The organism is Pandoraea sp. SD6-2, from assembly GCF_000389825.1.
GTDB lineage: Bacteria > Pseudomonadota > Gammaproteobacteria > Burkholderiales > Burkholderiaceae > Pandoraea > Pandoraea communis.
This window is the reverse complement of record NZ_KB944455.1, coordinates 34,434-50,850: the sequence shown is the minus strand read 5'-3', so window position 1 is coordinate 50,850 and position 16,417 is coordinate 34,434. Positions and strand designations below refer to the sequence as shown.

29 protein-coding genes are annotated in these 16,417 nt (G+C 58.6%); all 29 read right to left on the bottom strand.

Features of this window, described 5'->3' with window-relative positions:
- Nucleotides 1–54: 54 nt before the first annotated feature.
- Nucleotides 55–459, bottom strand: a complete 405-nt coding sequence (gene rpsK / locus C266_RS21710; RefSeq protein ID WP_010804113.1) for a 30S ribosomal protein S11 — start codon at nt 457–459, stop codon at nt 55–57.
- Between the two features lie 17 nt (nt 460–476).
- Nucleotides 477–842, bottom strand: a complete 366-nt coding sequence (gene rpsM / locus C266_RS21705; RefSeq protein WP_010804114.1) for a 30S ribosomal protein S13 — start codon at nt 840–842, stop codon at nt 477–479.
- Nucleotides 843–877: 35 nt separating this feature from the next.
- A complete protein-coding gene (gene rpmJ / locus C266_RS21700; protein WP_010804115.1) occupies nt 878–994 on the bottom strand; it encodes a 50S ribosomal protein L36 in 117 nt (38 codons plus the stop codon).
- Nucleotides 995–1,013: 19 nt separating this feature from the next.
- Nucleotides 1,014–1,232, bottom strand: a complete 219-nt coding sequence (gene infA / locus C266_RS21695) for a translation initiation factor IF-1 (RefSeq protein ID WP_010804116.1) — start codon at nt 1,230–1,232, stop codon at nt 1,014–1,016.
- A 12-nt stretch (nt 1,233–1,244) separates the two neighbouring features.
- Nucleotides 1,245–2,582 (bottom strand): preprotein translocase subunit SecY, encoded by a 1,338-nt coding sequence (gene secY / locus C266_RS21690; protein ID WP_010804117.1) that lies wholly within the window; start codon nt 2,580–2,582, stop codon nt 1,245–1,247.
- Nucleotides 2,583–2,605: 23 nt separating this feature from the next.
- Nucleotides 2,606–3,040 (bottom strand): 50S ribosomal protein L15, encoded by a 435-nt coding sequence (gene rplO / locus C266_RS21685; RefSeq protein ID WP_010804118.1) that lies wholly within the window; start codon nt 3,038–3,040, stop codon nt 2,606–2,608.
- A gap of 11 nt (nt 3,041–3,051) precedes the next feature.
- A complete protein-coding gene (gene rpmD, locus C266_RS21680; RefSeq protein WP_010804119.1) occupies nt 3,052–3,234 on the bottom strand; it encodes a 50S ribosomal protein L30 in 183 nt (60 codons plus the stop codon).
- An 11-nt stretch (nt 3,235–3,245) separates the two neighbouring features.
- On the bottom strand, nt 3,246–3,764 hold the full coding sequence (gene rpsE, locus C266_RS21675) for a 30S ribosomal protein S5 (protein ID WP_010804120.1): 519 nt from the start codon (nt 3,762–3,764) through the stop codon (nt 3,246–3,248).
- Between the two features lie 13 nt (nt 3,765–3,777).
- Nucleotides 3,778–4,143: a 50S ribosomal protein L18 gene (rplR, locus tag C266_RS21670; RefSeq protein ID WP_010804121.1), complete on the bottom strand. Its 366-nt coding sequence runs from the start codon at nt 4,141–4,143 to the stop codon at nt 3,778–3,780.
- Between the two features lie 11 nt (nt 4,144–4,154).
- Nucleotides 4,155–4,688 (bottom strand): 50S ribosomal protein L6, encoded by a 534-nt coding sequence (gene rplF, locus C266_RS21665; protein ID WP_010804122.1) that lies wholly within the window; start codon nt 4,686–4,688, stop codon nt 4,155–4,157.
- A gap of 15 nt (nt 4,689–4,703) precedes the next feature.
- Nucleotides 4,704–5,099, bottom strand: coding sequence for a 30S ribosomal protein S8 (gene rpsH / locus C266_RS21660; RefSeq protein ID WP_010804123.1), 396 nt, complete (start codon nt 5,097–5,099; stop codon nt 4,704–4,706).
- Nucleotides 5,100–5,112: 13 nt separating this feature from the next.
- On the bottom strand, nt 5,113–5,418 hold the full coding sequence (gene rpsN / locus C266_RS21655; RefSeq protein ID WP_010804124.1) for a 30S ribosomal protein S14: 306 nt from the start codon (nt 5,416–5,418) through the stop codon (nt 5,113–5,115).
- A gap of 7 nt (nt 5,419–5,425) precedes the next feature.
- Nucleotides 5,426–5,965, bottom strand: coding sequence for a 50S ribosomal protein L5 (gene rplE / locus C266_RS21650; RefSeq protein WP_010804125.1), 540 nt, complete (start codon nt 5,963–5,965; stop codon nt 5,426–5,428).
- A gap of 18 nt (nt 5,966–5,983) precedes the next feature.
- Nucleotides 5,984–6,295, bottom strand: coding sequence for a 50S ribosomal protein L24 (gene rplX, locus C266_RS21645; protein ID WP_010804126.1), 312 nt, complete (start codon nt 6,293–6,295; stop codon nt 5,984–5,986).
- 11 nt (nt 6,296–6,306) lie between these two features.
- Nucleotides 6,307–6,675, bottom strand: coding sequence for a 50S ribosomal protein L14 (gene rplN / locus C266_RS21640; protein ID WP_010804127.1), 369 nt, complete (start codon nt 6,673–6,675; stop codon nt 6,307–6,309).
- A 265-nt stretch (nt 6,676–6,940) separates the two neighbouring features.
- Nucleotides 6,941–7,213: a 30S ribosomal protein S17 gene (gene rpsQ / locus C266_RS21635; protein WP_010804128.1), complete on the bottom strand. Its 273-nt coding sequence runs from the start codon at nt 7,211–7,213 to the stop codon at nt 6,941–6,943.
- Nucleotides 7,210–7,404 (bottom strand): 50S ribosomal protein L29, encoded by a 195-nt coding sequence (gene rpmC, locus C266_RS21630; RefSeq protein ID WP_010804129.1) that lies wholly within the window; start codon nt 7,402–7,404, stop codon nt 7,210–7,212. Before rpmC ends, rpsQ begins: the two co-directional genes overlap by 4 nt.
- A gap of 14 nt (nt 7,405–7,418) precedes the next feature.
- Nucleotides 7,419–7,835 (bottom strand): 50S ribosomal protein L16, encoded by a 417-nt coding sequence (rplP, locus tag C266_RS21625; protein WP_010804130.1) that lies wholly within the window; start codon nt 7,833–7,835, stop codon nt 7,419–7,421.
- 2 nt (nt 7,836–7,837) lie between these two features.
- Complete coding sequence (rpsC, locus tag C266_RS21620) at nt 7,838–8,641, bottom strand: 30S ribosomal protein S3 (protein WP_010804131.1); 804 nt, start codon at nt 8,639–8,641, stop codon at nt 7,838–7,840.
- A gap of 9 nt (nt 8,642–8,650) precedes the next feature.
- Nucleotides 8,651–8,980 carry a 50S ribosomal protein L22 gene (gene rplV, locus C266_RS21615; RefSeq protein WP_010804132.1) on the bottom strand — a complete coding sequence of 110 codons (330 nt, stop codon included), beginning with the start codon at nt 8,978–8,980 and terminating at the stop codon, nt 8,651–8,653.
- Between the two features lie 10 nt (nt 8,981–8,990).
- Nucleotides 8,991–9,266 carry a 30S ribosomal protein S19 gene (gene rpsS / locus C266_RS21610; RefSeq protein ID WP_010804133.1) on the bottom strand — a complete coding sequence of 92 codons (276 nt, stop codon included), beginning with the start codon at nt 9,264–9,266 and terminating at the stop codon, nt 8,991–8,993.
- A 13-nt stretch (nt 9,267–9,279) separates the two neighbouring features.
- A complete protein-coding gene (rplB, locus tag C266_RS21605; RefSeq protein ID WP_010804134.1) occupies nt 9,280–10,107 on the bottom strand; it encodes a 50S ribosomal protein L2 in 828 nt (275 codons plus the stop codon).
- A gap of 2 nt (nt 10,108–10,109) precedes the next feature.
- On the bottom strand, nt 10,110–10,424 hold the full coding sequence (gene rplW, locus C266_RS21600; protein ID WP_010804135.1) for a 50S ribosomal protein L23: 315 nt from the start codon (nt 10,422–10,424) through the stop codon (nt 10,110–10,112).
- Entirely contained in the window at nt 10,421–11,041 is a 621-nt protein-coding gene (gene rplD / locus C266_RS21595; RefSeq protein WP_010804136.1) for a 50S ribosomal protein L4, read from the bottom strand. The genes rplW and rplD overlap by 4 nt, the downstream gene beginning before the upstream one ends.
- Nucleotides 11,042–11,043: 2 nt before the next feature.
- On the bottom strand, nt 11,044–11,700 hold the full coding sequence (gene rplC / locus C266_RS21590) for a 50S ribosomal protein L3 (protein WP_010804137.1): 657 nt from the start codon (nt 11,698–11,700) through the stop codon (nt 11,044–11,046).
- A 204-nt stretch (nt 11,701–11,904) separates the two neighbouring features.
- Entirely contained in the window at nt 11,905–12,216 is a 312-nt protein-coding gene (gene rpsJ / locus C266_RS21585) for a 30S ribosomal protein S10 (RefSeq protein ID WP_010804138.1), read from the bottom strand.
- A 118-nt stretch (nt 12,217–12,334) separates the two neighbouring features.
- Entirely contained in the window at nt 12,335–13,543 is a 1,209-nt protein-coding gene (tuf, locus tag C266_RS21580) for an elongation factor Tu (protein WP_010804139.1), read from the bottom strand.
- Nucleotides 13,544–13,626: 83 nt separating this feature from the next.
- The gene (gene fusA / locus C266_RS21575; protein WP_010804140.1) at nt 13,627–15,729 is read right to left on the bottom strand and encodes an elongation factor G; all 2,103 of its coding nucleotides are present in this window, start codon (nt 15,727–15,729) and stop codon (nt 13,627–13,629) included.
- 117 nt (nt 15,730–15,846) lie between these two features.
- The gene (gene rpsG, locus C266_RS21570) at nt 15,847–16,317 is read right to left on the bottom strand and encodes a 30S ribosomal protein S7 (RefSeq protein ID WP_010804141.1); all 471 of its coding nucleotides are present in this window, start codon (nt 16,315–16,317) and stop codon (nt 15,847–15,849) included.
- Between the last annotated feature and the right edge of the window lie 100 nt (nt 16,318–16,417).

Below are 16,417 nucleotides of genomic sequence, written 5' to 3'. Positions count from 1 at the left end.
GCGCACGGCCGAGACCGTGCGCGAACCCGCGATTATAACAGGATTTGAAGCGTCTTAGATACGACGACGCTTCGGCGGGCGGCAGCCGTTGTGCGGGACCGGCGTCACGTCCGAGATGGCCGTGATCTTGATACCCAGCGCATTCAGCGCGCGAACCGCGGATTCGCGACCCGGGCCCGGGCCCTTGATGCGAACTTCCAGGTTCTTCACACCGTATTCGAGTGCCACGCGGCCAGCCGACTCAGCAGCAACCTGGGCAGCGAACGGGGTCGATTTACGCGAACCCTTGAAGCCCTGGCCACCCGACGTCGCCCATGCCAGCGCATTGCCCTGACGATCGGTGATCGTGATGATGGTGTTGTTGAACGAAGCGTGGACGTGCACGACGCCTTCTGCAACGCTCTTCTTGACCTTCTTGCGAACGCGCTGCGAAGCGGCGTTGTTCTGTTGCTTAGCCATGAGTTCCTATCCTCTGGTTACTTCTTCAGCGAGACGCCGGCCTTACGCGGACCCTTACGGGTACGCGCATTGGTACGGGTGCGCTGACCGCGGAGCGGCAAGCCCTTGCGGTGACGCATACCACGATAGCAGCCCAGATCCATCAGGCGCTTGATGTTCATCGTCACTTCACGGCGCAGGTCACCCTCAACCGTCAATTGACCGACTTGATCACGCAGCTTTTCGAGATCAGCGTCGTCGAGGTCCTTGACCTTCTTCGAGAACGGCACACCGGCGGCTTCGCAAATCTGGCGAGCGCGCGTGCGGCCGACACCGTAAATAGCCGTCAGGCCGATAGCGGTGTGCTGGTGGTTCGGGATGTTAACCCCTGCGATACGAGCCATTCGTAATTCCCCAACTAAATAGCGTTAAAGGCCGATTAGCCCTGACGTTGCTTGTGGCGCGGATCCGAACTGCAGATCACGCGCAGCACGCCTTTGCGCTTCACAAACTTGCAATTGCGGCAGATGCACTTAACAGATGCCAAAACTTTCATGACAATTCCCTCTCTCTAATCACTTCGCCCGGAAGACGATCCGCGCACGCGACAGATCGTAGGGCGTCAACTCTACCGTCACCTTATCTCCGGGAAGGATGCGGATGTAATGCATCCGCATCTTGCCGGAAATATGTCCGAGTACTACATGGCCATTTTCCAGCTTTACCCGGAAGGTGGCATTGGGGAGGTTTTCAAGAACCTCGCCCTGCATTTGAATAACGTCGTCTTTCGACATGATCCAGGATCATTAGCGAAGCGTCATGTTATTGCCGCCCTTGAAATTCGCCTTACGGAGCAGCGACTCATATTGTTGCGACATCACATACGACTGCACTTGCGCCATGAAGTCCATCGTCACCACCACGATAATCAGCAGTGAGGTTCCACCGAAGTAGAACGGGACGTTCCAACGCAACACCAGAAACTCAGGCAGCAAACACACCAAGGTGACGTAAGCTGCGCCGGCCAGTGTCAGACGCGTCAGGATCTTGTCGATATATCGCGCAGTCTGGTCGCCAGGACGAATCCCCGGAACAAACGCACCACTCTTCTTCAGGTTCTCAGCGGTCTCCTTGCTGTTAAACACCAGTGCGGTGTAGAAGAAGCAGAAGAACACGATCGCCAGTGCGTAGAGCATCACGTAGATCGGCTGACCCGGCGACAACTTCGCCGCAATATCCTTGAGCCAGCGCGCGTTATCGCCCGCACCAAACCAATTCGCGATCGTTGCCGGGAACAGGATGATCGACGATGCAAAGATCGGCGGAATCACGCCTGCCATGTTCAGCTTGAGCGGCAGGTGCGAAGCCTGACCGCCGTAGACCTTGTTGCCGACCTGACGCTTGGCGTAATTCACAAGGATCTTGCGCTGACCACGTTCGACGAACACGACGAAGAACGTCACGAGTACCACGAGGGCACAGATCACGATGGCCGAGAACGGACCAATCGAACCGGTACCGACAAGCTCGAACAGACCGCCCACAGCATTCGGCAAACCGGCCGCGATACCACCAAAGATGATGATCGAGATACCGTTACCGAGGCCGCGTTCGGTGATCTGCTCACCGAGCCACATCAGGAACATCGTGCCGGTCACGAGCGTGATCACCGTCGTCAGGCGGAACAACATGCCCGGATCGACGACGAGCCCCGGCTCGCTTTCCAACGTCACCGCGATCGCCGCAGCCTGGAAGAGTGCGAGTACCACCGTGAAATACCGGGTGTACTGCGTAATCTTGCGCTGTCCGGCTTGGCCTTCCTTACGCAATGCTTCCAACTGAGGCGAAACCATCGCCAACAGCTGCATGATGATCGATGCCGAGATATACGGCATGATCCCCAGCGCGAAGATCGTGAAGCGCGACAACGCACCGCCCGAGAACATGTTGAACATGCCCAGGATCCCGCCCGACTGGCGCTGGAACAACTGCGCCAGCTGATCGGGGTCGATGCCCGGCACCGGGATATGCGCACCAATACGGTAGACAATCAGCGCCAGCAGCAGGAAAACCAGCCGCCGACGCAGATCCGCATACTTCGGGCCCTGCGTACCAGGCTTAGCGAGATTAGGAGACTTGGCCAATGCTGGCTCCGGGGTGACCTAACTTACTCTGCAACCGAACCGCCAGCCGCTTGAATGGCGGTGAGCGCACCCTTGGTGACGCCCAGACCCTTCACAACGACTTTGCGGGTGATCTCGCCCGAGGCGATGATCTTGGCCGACAGCGACAGCTCGCTCACCAGACCAGCCTGCTTCAGAACCAGCAGATCGATCTCGTCGACCGGCAGGTTGTTCAGGTCGGCCAGGCGAACTTCGCCCACGAAACGACGCGTCAGCGACTTGAAGCCACGCTTCGGCAGACGACGTTGCAGCGGCATTTGACCGCCTTCGAAGCCCACCTTGTGGAAGCCGCCCGAACGCGACTTCTGACCCTTGTGACCACGGCCGGCGGTTTTACCCAGACCCGAACCGATGCCACGGCCAACGCGGCGCTTGGCGTGCTTGGCGCCTTCTGCCGGCTTAATCGAATTCAATTCCATTTTGCCCTCGCTCAGTCGACGATCTTCACAAGGTACGAGACCTTGTTGATCATGCCCCGCACAGCGGGCGTATCCTGCAACTCGCTGACCGAATTGAGGCGACGCAGGCCCAGGCCCTTGACGGTCGCGCGGTGTTCTTCACGCGTACCGATCAGGCTCTTGACCAGCTTAACTTTCACAGTTTGCTGCGACATATTGATCACCCTTAGCCGAGGATCTCTTCCACCGACTTGCCACGCTTGGCGGCGATGTCAGCAGGAGTCGATTGTTTCTTCAGGCCGTCGAGCGTGGCGCGGACCAGGTTGTACGGGTTCGTCGAGCCAAGGCTCTTCGTCACCACGTTGGTCACGCCCATCACCTCGAACACCGCGCGCATCGGGCCACCGGCGATAACACCGGTACCGTCCTTTGCCGGCGACATCAGGACGCGCGAGGCGCCATGCTGGCCGAGAACGTTGTGTTGCAGGGTGCCGTTCTTCAGGGGCACCTTGAACATATTGCGGCGGGCTTGTTCCATTGCCTTTTGAACGGCAACCGGGACTTCCTTCGCTTTGCCTTTGCCCATGCCGATGCGGCCATCGCCGTCACCAACCACGGTCAACGCGGCAAAACCGAGAATACGGCCACCCTTCACAACCTTCGTGACACGGTTGACCGCGATCATCTTCTCGCGAAGGCCGTCGTCGCGTTCGTCAGCCTGAACTTTCGCTTGCATCTTTGCCATGACGGATCCTTACTTAGAACTTGAGGCCGGCTTCACGGGCAGCGTCGGCGAGAGCCTTAACGCGACCGTGATAGCGGAAGCCCGAGCGGTCGAAAGCAACGCTTTCGATGCCGGCAGCCTTCGCCTTCTCGGCGATACGACGGCCGATCAGCGCTGCAGCGGCAGCGTTGCCACCCTTGCCTTCCTTGTCGCCCAGTTCCTTGCGCACTTCGGCTTCCAGCGTCGAAGCGCTGGCCAACACTTGCGTGCCGTCTTCCGAGAAAACTTGCGCGTAAATGTGCACGTTGGTGCGATGCACGGAAAGGCGATGCACCTTCTGAGCTGCCAGCTTGATACGAGTCTGGCGAGCGCGGCGCACACGAGATTGTTTCTTGTCCATGTTTCGCACCCTTACTTCTTCTTGGTTTCCTTGAGGATCACCACCTCGTCCGCATAGCGGACGCCCTTACCCTTGTAGGGCTCGGGCGGACGGTAACCGCGAACTTCCGCAGCCACTTGTCCGATGCGTTGCTTATCAACGCCTTTGATGATGATCTCCGTCTGCGTCGGGGTCTCTGCTTTCACGCCTTCCGGCATGGCATGCACAACATCGTGCGAGAAACCCAGCTCGAGCTTCAGGTTGTTACCTTCAGCCTTGGCACGGTAACCCACGCCAACGAGTTGCAGTTTCTTTTCGAAACCCTTGCTCACGCCGGTCACCATATTGTTGACCAGCGCACGTTCCGTACCGTACAGCGCATTCGCTTCGCGGCTTTCATCGGCCGGGGCGAAGGTGACGGTGCCGTCTTCGATCTTGACGATCACAAGGGGATTGATGCCGCGGGTCAGCGAACCCAGGGCGCCCTTGATCGTCAGCACATTGCCAGCCAGCGTTGCTTCAACGCCCTTCGGCAGTGCAATGGGACTCTTACCTACTCGAGACATTTCAACTCTCCTCGGTTAGGCGACGTAGCAGATGACTTCGCCGCCCACGCCGGTGGCGCGTGCTTTGCGATCGGTCATCACGCCCTTCGGGGTCGAGACGATAGCAACGCCGAGGCCATTCATGACCTGCGGGATGTCGTTGCGGCTCTTGTACACACGCAGACCCGGACGCGACACGCGCTCGAGGCGCTCAATCACAGGACGGCCAGCGTAGTACTTCAGTGCAATGTTCAGCACCGGCTTCGTTTCTTCTGCTTCAACCGCGAAGTCTTCGATGTAACCTTCGTCCTTGAGGACTTTGGCGATCGAGACCTTCAGCTTGGAAGAGGGCATCTTCACCGATGCTTTCTCAACCATCTGAGCGTTGCGGATGCGAGTCAGCATATCGGCGATAGGATCGCTCATGCTCATGGTGCTTCTCCTATTACCAGCTAGCTTTGGTCACGCCCGGGATTTCGCCACGGAAGGCGATTTCACGGATCTTGTTACGGGCCAGGCCGAATTTGCGGAAGGTACCGCGCGGACGGCCAGTCAGGTCGCAACGATTGCGTTGACGCGTCGGATTGGCGTTACGCGGCAGCTGTTGCAGCGCCAGACGTGCTTCATAACGCTCGTCTTCCGACTTGCTGGTGTCTTCGATGATCGCTTTGAGGGCGTCGCGCTTGGCAGAAAATTTCTGCGCCAGACGGGCGCGTTTCTTTTCGCGTTCGATAAGTGCCAGTTTAGCCACGATTACCTCAGTTACGGAACGGGAATTTGAACGCCGACAGAAGAGCCTTGGCTTCTTCGTCAGTCTTCGCGGTCGTGGTGATGCTGATGTTCAGACCACGCAGCGCGTCGATTTTGTCGTACTCGATTTCGGGGAAGATGATCTGTTCCTTCACACCGATGTTGTAGTTGCCACGACCGTCGAACGCACGACCCGAAATACCACGGAAGTCACGCACGCGCGGCAGAGCCACGGTGATGAAACGATCCAGGAATTCGAACATACGTTCACCGCGCAGCGTCACCATCGTACCGATCGGGTAACCTTCGCGGATCTTGAAACCGGCGATAGCCTTGCGAGCCTTCGTCACCACCGGCTTTTGACCGGCAATTTTCGTCAGGTCGCCAACGGCGTGCTCAATGATCTTCTTGTCAGCAACGGCTTGACCAAGGCCCATGTTCAGGGTGATCTTGGTGATGCGCGGCACTTCCATGACAGACTTGTAACCGAACTGCTTAGTCAGCTCGGCGACAACTTTGTCTTTATAGAATTCTTGCAAACGGGCCATTATCTATACTCCCTGCGATTAGGCACCGACGACCGTAGCACCGGTCGTCTTGAGGAAGCGGACCTTCTTGCCGTCTTCGACCTTGATGCCCACACGCGACGGCTTGCCATTGGCATCCACCAGCGCCACGTTCGAAACGTGGATCGGCATCGTCTTGTCGACCACGCCACCTTGCGTGCCCTTCATCGGGTTCGGCTTGACGTGCTTCTTGGCAACGTTCACGCCCTCGACGACCAACTTGTCGCCATCAACGGCCAGGACCGTGCCACGCTTGGCCTTGTCCTTACCCGTCAGCACGATGACTTGGTCACCCTTACGAATCTTGTTCATGTGTCGGCTCCTTACAGCACTTCCGGGGCCAGCGACACGATCTTCATGAAGCGTTCGGTACGCAGTTCACGCGTAACCGGCCCGAAGATACGGGTGCCGATCGGCTCGAGCTTGGTATTAAGCAGCACGGCGGCGTTGCCGTCGAATTTGACCAGCGAGCCGTCCTGGCGACGCACGCCCTTGGCGGTGCGCACGACCACTGCGTTGTAGATTTCGCCCTTCTTGACGCGACCACGCGGGGCAGCATCTTTCACGCTGACCTTGATGATGTCGCCAATGCCGGCGTAGCGACGCTTGGAGCCGCCCAGCACCTTGATGCACATCACTTCGCGCGCACCGGTGTTGTCGGCTACTTCGAGCCGGGTTTCAGTTTGAATCATGGTGTTATCTTCCCAACTTAATCCGACACATACGCGTCGGTCAGTCTTGGTCCCCGTCAGCACCAAAGGATGCCGTTTGGGTTGAGTCGTTCAAAAGTGGACAACCTTGCTACCTTCACCTGCCTCGTAGAGGATACGAATCGGATCAGGAAGCCATCCACTCCCTTGCGAAACCAAAGACCGGTTTTAGCGAAAGAAGCGGAAAGTCCGGAATTATACAATGATAATTCCGGACTTGCAAGTCAAGCCTTCGCTTCAGCTCACCTTAGATGATACGGGCGGCTTCCACGAGACGGGAGACCGTCCAGGCCTTGGTCTTCGACAGCGGGCGGGATTCTTGAATCTCGACCGTATCGCCTTCCTTGTACTGGTTGGTCTCATCGTGCGCGTGGTACTTCTTCGAACGCACGATGTACTTGCCGTAGAGCGGGTGCTTCATTTGACGCTCGACCAGCACGGTAACCGTCTTGTCCATCTTGTCGCTGACAACCTTACCCACGAGGGTACGCTTCAGCGAGGTCTTAGCGGTATCGTTCATTTCTGGCTCGCCTTCTCAGTCAACACGGTACGCACACGCGCGATGTCCTTGCGCACCTTCTTCAGCTGGCTGGTGTTGCTCAGTTGTTGGGTGCCCGCTTGCATGCGAAGACCGAATTGGGCCTTCAGCAGATCCGACAGTTCCTTGTTCAGGCCGTCGACATCCTTGGCACGAAGTTCGGATGCTTTCATTTCAAATTCTCCCCTCAGGCGCCAAGGCGACGTACGAAGAACGTCGTCTGAATCGGCAGCTTGGCGGCAGCCAGGCGGAACGCCTCGCGCGCCAGCGCTTCATCCACACCGTCCATTTCGTACAGCATCTTGCCCGGTTGAATCTCGGCGACGTAGTACTCCGGGTTACCCTTACCGTTACCCATACGCACTTCTGCCGGCTTTTGCGAGATCGGCTTGTCCGGGAAGATACGGATCCAGATACGACCACCGCGCTTGATGTGGCGAGTCATGGCACGACGCGCGGCTTCGATTTGACGAGCCGTCAGGCGACCACGACCGACCGCCTTCAGGCCGAATTCGCCGAACGACACTTCGTTGCCACGCGTGGCGACGCCAGTGTTACGGCCCTTCTGCTCTTTGCGATACTTTCTGCGTTTCGGTTGCAGCATGATTATTCTCCAGTCTTGGCGTCGCCTTCAGGCTTGCCAGCCGGACGGCGTGCACCACCGCGCTTCGCACCGGCCTTATCGCCAGCGTCGTCACGACGGGGGCGACGGTCGCCCGGACGCGCGTTGCGGCGCGGACGCTTTTCTTCGGCCGGCTCTTCAGCCACCGGAGCGTCGTTGCGGCCCAGCGTGTCACCCTTGTACACCCACACCTTGATACCGATGATGCCGTACGTCGTCTTCGCTTCCGCAGTTGCGTAGTCGATGTCGGCGCGCAGCGTATGCAGAGGCACACGGCCTTCGCGATACCACTCGGTACGGGCGATTTCGATACCGTTCAGACGGCCGGCGCTCATGATCTTGATGCCTTGGGCACCCAGACGCATCGCGTTCTGCATCGCGCGCTTCATTGCGCGACGGAACATGATACGGCGCTCGAGCTGCTGAGCGATCGAATCAGCGATAAGCTGCGCATCGGTTTCCGGCTTGCGGATTTCCTCGATGTTCACGTGCACGGGCACGCCCATGCGCTTTTGCAGCTCGGCCTTGAGGATTTCGATGTCCTCGCCCTTCTTGCCGATCACAACACCCGGACGCGAGCTGAAAATCGTGATGCGCGCGTTACGTGCCGGACGTTCGATGATCACGCGGCCGACCGAAGCGTTCTTCAGCTTCTTCTTCAGATATTCGCGAACGTCGATGTCTTCCTTCAACATCTTTGCGAAATTCTGATTGTTGGCGTACCAACGCGAAGCCCAGTTACGGCTGACAGCCAGACGGAAGCCAGTCGGATGAATTTTCTGTCCCATCGTGACCCCTTAGTTGCCCAGCGTCACAGTGATGTGACAGGTTTGCTTCTCGATCTTGTTACCGCGGCCTTTTGCACGGGCCGTGAAACGCTTGAGCGAGGTGCCCTTGTCGACGTAAATGCCCTTAACGCGCAGTTCGTCGATGTCAGCACCTTCGTTGTGCTCGGCGTTGGCGATAGCCGACTCGAGAACCTTCTTGATAATGTCCGCGGCCTTCTTCGGCGAGAAGGTCAGGACATTCAGTGCGCGCTCCAGCGGCAGGCCACGAATCTGGTCAGCGACCAGACGCGTTTTCTGCGCCGAGATACGGGCACCGCGATGAATTGCTTTCACTTCCATGATCGGCCCCTTATTTCTTCGCCTTCTTGTCGGCCGCATGGCCCTTGAAGGTACGGGTGAGCGCGAACTCACCCAGCTTGTGGCCGACCATGTTTTCCGTCACGTACACCGGCACGTGCTGGCGGCCGTTATGCACGGCGATCGTCAGGCCGATGAAATCGGGCAGGACGGTCGAACGACGCGACCAGGTCTTGATCGGCTTTTTGTCACGCGATGCAGCTGCCGCTTCCACTTTCTTCAGCAGATGAGCGTCGCAAAACGGACCTTTTTTAACAGAACGAGTCATTTGCTAGCTCCAATTAACGCTTCTTGCGACGCTGAACGATCATGCTGTCGGTGCGCTTGGTCGAGCGGGTACGCTTACCCTTGGTATGCTGACCCCACGGGCTGACCGGATGACGACCAGCAGCCGTACGACCTTCACCACCACCATGCGGGTGATCCACCGGGTTCATCGCCACACCGCGAACGGTCGGGCGAATACCGCGCCAACGCTTTGCACCGGCCTTGCCGAGTTGGCGCAGGCTGTGCTCTTCGTTACCGACTTCACCGATGGTCGCGCGGCACTCGATGTGCACGCGACGAACTTCACCCGAACGCAGACGCACTTGGGCGTACGTGCCTTCGCGAGCCAGCAGCATTGCCGAGGTACCTGCGGCACGAGCGATTTGCGCGCCCTTGCCCGGTTGCAGCTCGATGCCGTGAATCGTCGTACCGACCGGAATGTTGCGGATCGGCAGCGTGTTGCCAGCCTTGATCGGCGCTTCCGAGCCGCTCACCAGTTGCTGACCAACGGTCACGCCCTTCGGCGCAAGGATGTAACGACGCTCGCCATCGGCGTAGCACAGCAGAGCGATGTTCGCGCTGCGGTTCGGATCGTATTCCAGACGCTCGACCTTCGCCGTGATGCCGTCCTTGTTGCGACGGAAATCGACGATACGGTAGTGCTGCTTGTGACCGCCACCCATATGACGGGTGGTGATGTGACCGTTGTTGTTACGGCCAGCGGTCTTGCTCTTGGTATCGAGCAACGGGGCGAACGGCTTGCCCTTATGCAGATCCTTGTTGACGACCTTGACCAGCGCGCGGCGGCCCGGCGACGTCGGTTTCGTTTTGACGAGTGCCATGATTACTTGGCCTCCGCTTCAAAATTGATTTCCTGACCCGGCTTCAAGCTCACGTAGGCCTTCTTCTCGTGGTCGCGACGACCCATGAAGCGGCCAAAGCGCTTTTGCTTGCCCTTACGGTTCAGGATCTGCACCGACTCGACTTCCACCTTGAAGAGAAGCTCAACTGCAGCCTTCACTTCTTGCTTGTTCGCGTCGCGTGCAACTTGGAACACCACTTGTTCGTTCTTGTCAGCCACCAGCGTCGCCTTTTCGGAGATCACCGGCGCGAGCAGGACCTGGTACAGACGATGGTCGTTTTTACGCACGTCGCTCATGACAGCATCTCCTCAATCTTGGCGATCGCGCCCTTCGTCAGCAGCACCTTCTTGAAGTAGATGAGCGACAGCGGGTCGGCGAAACGCGGCTCGGTGACGGCAACGTGAGCCAGATTGCGCGAGGCCAGGAACAGGTTCTCGTCCACGCTATCCGTGATCAGCAGCACCGACTCAAGGCCCATGGCCTTGATCTTCTCAGCGAGCAGTTTCGTCTTCGGAGCATCCAGCTTGATGTCCTCGACGACCGACAGACGACCTTCACGGGCGAGCTGCGACAGAATCGAGCACACACCGGCGCGGTACATCTTCTTGTTGACCTTGTGGGTGAAGTTCTCTTCCGGCGAATTCGGGAAGATACGGCCACCGCCGCGCCACAGCGGGCTCGACGACATACCGGCACGAGCACGGCCCGTACCCTTCTGACGCCACGGCTTCTTGGTCGTGTGCTTGACCTGTTCACGGTCCTTCTGCGCACGATTGCCGCTACGGGCGTTGGCTTGATAAGCCACCACAACCTGATGGATCAGCGCTTCGTTGTAGTCACGGCCGAACACGACGTCCGACGCGTTGACAGCGGCGCCTTCCTGACCTTGCTCATTCAGGAGCTTCAGTTCCATTGTTACGCTCCCTTCGCGAGTTTGGCCTTGACTGCCGAGGTCACGAAAACCTTGCCTTCGTTGGCGCCCGGAACGGCACCCTTCACGAAGATCAGGTTACGCTCAGCGTCAATGCGCGCGATTTCGAGATTCTGCACCGTCGTGGTGACGTCGCCCAGGTGACCCGTCATGCGCTTACCCGGGAACACACGACCCGGATCCTGCGCCATACCGATCGAACCCGGCACGTTGTGCGAACGCGAGTTACCGTGCGAAGCGCGGCCCGAAGCGAAGTTGTAGCGCTTGATGGTACCGGCGTAGCCCTTACCGATCGACACACCTTGCACGTCGACCTTCTGGCCCACTTGGAAGAGATCGACGCCAACCACTGCGCCCGGCTGCAATTCAGCAGCTTTGGCAGCGTCAACGCGGAATTCCTTGAGGATTTCACCGGCTTCGACACCCGCTTTCGCGAAGTGACCGGCGGCGGCCTTAACCACGCGCGTTGCGCGGCGATTGCCGAAAGTGACTTGAACGGCGGTGTAGCCGTCCGTTTCATCCGTCTTGATTTGCGTCACGCGGTTGTTAGACACGTCGAGCACGGTAACGGGAATCGAATCGCCGTCGTCCGTGAAAATACGCGTCATGCCAACCTTGCGACCGACAAGGCCAAGGCTCATGATTTTCTCCATTCCCGACTGCGATTGGCCGGGGCTAAATGACAAAAGGATGGTCCACGGATGTGGGCCATCTTTTCAAAACTACACTTGAGCCCGCCATTATAGACGGACTTTTATCGCTTGACAAGTGTTGCTAAATCGCATAACAAAGCCCCGCCGGTCCAGCATTGGCGGGGCTTTCAAGAGCAAAGTCGCTCGCAAGCCTTACTGCAGCTTGATCTCGACGTCGACGCCAGCCGGCAGGTCCAGCTTCATCAGCGCGTCGACGGTCTTGTCCGTCGGATCGACGATGTCCATCAGGCGCTGGTGCGTGCGGATTTCGAGCTGGTCGCGCGACGTCTTGTTGACGTGCGGCGAACGCAGGATGTCGAAACGCTCGATACGCGTCGGCAGGGGCACCGGGCCCTTGACGATGGCGCCGGTGCGCTTGGCGGTTTCAACGATTTCGGCGGCCGACTGGTCGATCAGGCGGTAGTCGAAAGCCTTCAGGCGAATGCGGATCTTTTGGTTCTGCATGGTATTTCTCCAAAGAGCGTGGCAGCCCTCGTTCGGGTGCCGGGTAAATCACAAAGAGCAAACAGACTTTGAGAAACAGGCGCCGGCAGCGCCGGCACCTGGGTCATCGAATCCGCAATTAGTCTTCAATCTTGGCAACGACGCCGGCGCCGACGGTACGGCCACCTTCGCGAATTGCAAAACGCAGACCTTCTTCCATGGCGATCGGCTGAATCAGGCTAACCTGGATCGACACGTTGTCGCCCGGCATGACCATTTCCTTGTCCGCCGGCAGGGCGATCGAACCGGTCACGTCCGTCGTACGGAAGTAGAACTGCGGACGGTAGTTGTTGAAGAACGGGGTGTGACGGCCACCTTCGTCCTTCGACAGAATGTAGACCTCGCCCGAGAACTTGCGGTGCGGCTTGATCGTGCCCGGCTTGGCCAGAACCTGACCACGCTGGACATCTTCACGCTTCGTGCCGCGCAGCAGAATACCGACGTTGTCGCCTGCCTGACCTTGGTCGAGCAGCTTGCGGAACATTTCCACGCCCGTGCAAGTCGTCTTGTCGATCTTCGGCTTGTCGCCGTCCATGGCGATACCAACGATTTCGATTTCTTCGCCGACCTTAATGATGCCGCGCTCGATACGACCGGTCACCACGGTGCCACGGCCCGAGATCGAGAACACGTCTTCCACCGGCATCAGGAACGTGCCGTCAATTGCGCGTTCCGGCGTCGGGATGTACGTATCGAGAGCGTCAGCCAGCTTCATGATGGCTTCTTCGCCCAGCGGGCCCTTGTCGCCTTCGAGCGCCAGTTTGGCCGAACCATGGATGATCGGCACGTCGTCGCCCGGGAACTCGTACTTCGACAGAAGTTCGCGAACTTCCATTTCGACCAGCTCGAGCAGCTCGGCGTCGTCGACCATGTCGCACTTGTTCAGGAACACGATGATGTACGGCACGCCAACCTGACGGGCCAACAGGATGTGCTCACGCGTTTGCGGCATCGGGCCGTCAGCGGCCGAGCAAACCAGGATAGCGCCGTCCATCTGGGCAGCACCGGTAATCATGTTCTTGACGTAGTCGGCGTGGCCCGGGCAGTCAACGTGTGCGTAGTGGCGAGCGGCCGTTTCGTACTCGATGTGCGCGGTGTTGATGGTAATACCGCGTGCCTTTTCTTCCGGTGCTGCGTCGATTTCGTCGTACTTCTTGGCCTGACCGCCGAACTTCGACGACAGAACCGTTGCGATAGCAGCCGTCAGCGTGGTCTTGCCGTGGTCAACGTGACCAATGGTGCCAACGTTCACGTGCGGCTTAGTCCGCTCGAATTTTTCCTTTGCCATTTCCGAATCCTCAGATACTGAATAGACGATTAAACAGTGAGTAGGGTGAGCGCATCACCCGATGCGCTCACCCACCAAATCAATTACTTGTTCTTAGCGCTGATGATGCCTTCGCTCACGTTCTTCGGAGCTTCAGCGTAGTGCTTGAACTCCATCGTGTACGTGGCGCGGCCTTGCGTGGCCGAACGCAGCGACGTCGAGTAGCCGAACATTTCCGACAGCGGAACTTCAGCGCGCACGATCTTGCCGCCGCCGACCATGTCGTCCATGCCCTGGATAATGCCGCGACGGCTCGACAAGTCGCCCATCACGTTACCCATGTAGTCTTCCGGCGTTTCGACTTCCACGGCCATCATCGGCTCAAGAATCACCGGGCTGGCGCGGCGCATGGCTTCCTTGAAAGCCATCGAACCGGCCATACGGAACGCGTTTTCGTTCGAGTCCACATCGTGGTACGAACCGAACGTCAGATGCACCTTGACGTCCACGACCGGGAAGCCGGCCAGAACACCGTTCTTGAGGGTGTCTTGAATCCCCTTGTCGACCGCCGGGATGTATTCACGAGGAATGACACCGCCCTTGATCTCGTCCAGGAACTCGTAGCCCTTGCCTTGCTCGTTCGGCTCCAGCGTGATGACCGCGTGACCGAATTGGCCGCGACCACCCGACTGCTTGACGAACTTGCCTTCGACGTCCGCTGCCGACTTGCGAATGGTCTCGCGGTAAGCAACTTGCGGTGCGCCGATGTTGGCTTCCACGCCGAATTCGCGCTTCATACGGTCGACCAGAATTTCGAGGTGGAGCTCGCCCATCCCCGAAATGATGGTCTGACCCGATTCTTCATCGGTCTGCACGCGGAACGACGGATCTTCCTGCGCCAGGCGGTTCAGGGCGAGGCCCATCTTTTCCTGGTCGACCTTGGTCTTCGGCTCGACAGCCTGCGAAATCACCGGCTCCGGGAACACCATGCGCTCGAGCACGATCGGGGCGGTCGGGTCGCACAGCGTGTCACCCGTGGTCGCGTCCTTCAAACCGACGGCTGCGGCGATGTCGCCTGCGCGCACTTCGTCGATTTCTTCGCGCTGGTTCGCGTGCATCTGCACGATACGGCCCAGACGTTCCTTCTTGCCCTTGACCGAGTTCAGCAGCGTGTCGCCCTTGTTCACAACACCCGAGTAGACGCGGAAGAAGATCAACTGGCCAACGAACGGGTCGGTCATGATCTTGAACGCCAGCGACGAGAACTTCTCGTCATCCGACGCACGGCGCTCGACCGGCTGTTCCTTGTCGTCCGTGCCCTTGACCGGCGGAATGTCGACCGGCGACGGCAGGAAGTCGATCACGGCGTCCAGCATACGCTGCACACCCTTGTTCTTGAACGCGGTACCGCACAGCATCGGCTGAATTTCGCAAGCGATGGTACGCGTGCGCAGACCGTTGATGATTTCAGCCTCGGAGAGGTCGCCCTCTTCCAGATACTTGTTCATCAGGTCTTCGCTCGACTCGGCAGCAGCCTCAACCATGCCTTCGCGCCACTTCTGGGCTTCCGCTTGCAGCTCGGCCGGAATGTCGACGTAGTCGAACTTCATGCCCTGCGACGCTTCGTCCCAAATGATCGCCTTCATCTTGATCAGGTCGACCACGCCCTTGAAGCTTTCTTCGGCACCGATCGGCACCACCACCGGCACCGGGTTGGCCTTCAGGCGGTTCTTCAGTTGGTCGTAGACCTTGAAGAAGTTCGCGCCGGTACGGTCCATCTTGTTGACGAACGCCAGACGCGGCACGCCGTACTTGTTGGCCTGACGCCAAACGGTTTCCGACTGGGGCTGCACGCCACCCACAGCGCAATACACCATGCACGCGCCATCGAGAACACGCATCGAGCGCTCGACTTCAATCGTGAAGTCGACGTGCCCCGGCGTGTCGATGATGTTGATGCGGTGCTTTTGGTAATTGTTCGCCATGCCGGACCAGAAGCAGGTCGTGGCAGCCGACGTAATCGTAATGCCACGCTCTTGTTCCTGCTCCATCCAGTCCATCGTCGCGGCGCCATCGTGCACTTCACCGATTTTGTGGTTCACACCGGTGTAGAACAAAATGCGCTCGGTCGTCGTGGTCTTACCTGCGTCGATGTGAGCGCTAATACCGATGTTGCGGTAGCGCTCGATAGGGGTTGTACGAGCCACTTTAAGCCTCTTTCAATGTAGCCGCCATTTTTGAGGGGGCTACTAACACAAACGGGCGAGGCGCAATTTCTCATGCGCACCCGCCCCGGTTTCTGCTCTAGGTACTGCTTGCCAGCGTCAGAAGCGGAAGTGCGAGAATGCCTTGTTGGCTTCGGCCATGCGGTGAACTTCGTCACGCTTCTTCATGGCGCCGCCACGGCCTTCCGAGGCCTCGATCAGCTCACCTGCCAGACGCAGGGCCATCGACTTCTCGCTACGCTTTTTCGCGGCCTCACGCAACCAACGCATCGCCAATGCCATACGACGCGACGGACGCACTTCGACCGGAACTTGATAGTTTGCACCGCCAACACGGCGGCTCTTGACTTCAACCACCGGCTTCACGTTACCGAGAGCGGTGTTGAAGACTTCCAGCGGATCCTTGCCCGCCTTGGTTTGGATCTGCTCGAAAGCACCATAAACGATGCGCTCTGCAACCGACTTCTTGCCGGCAAGCATGAGCACGTTCATGAATTTAGCGACATCAACGTTGCCGAACTTCGGATCGGGCAACACTTCGCGCTTGGGGACTTCGCGACGACGCGGCATGATTTCTTCCTTAATAGATTCAGTTGGAGCTTGGCTCCAGGCCACCTACTAGCCAACAGGCCGAGTGACCACTTACTCAGTGACGATGTACCACCATCAC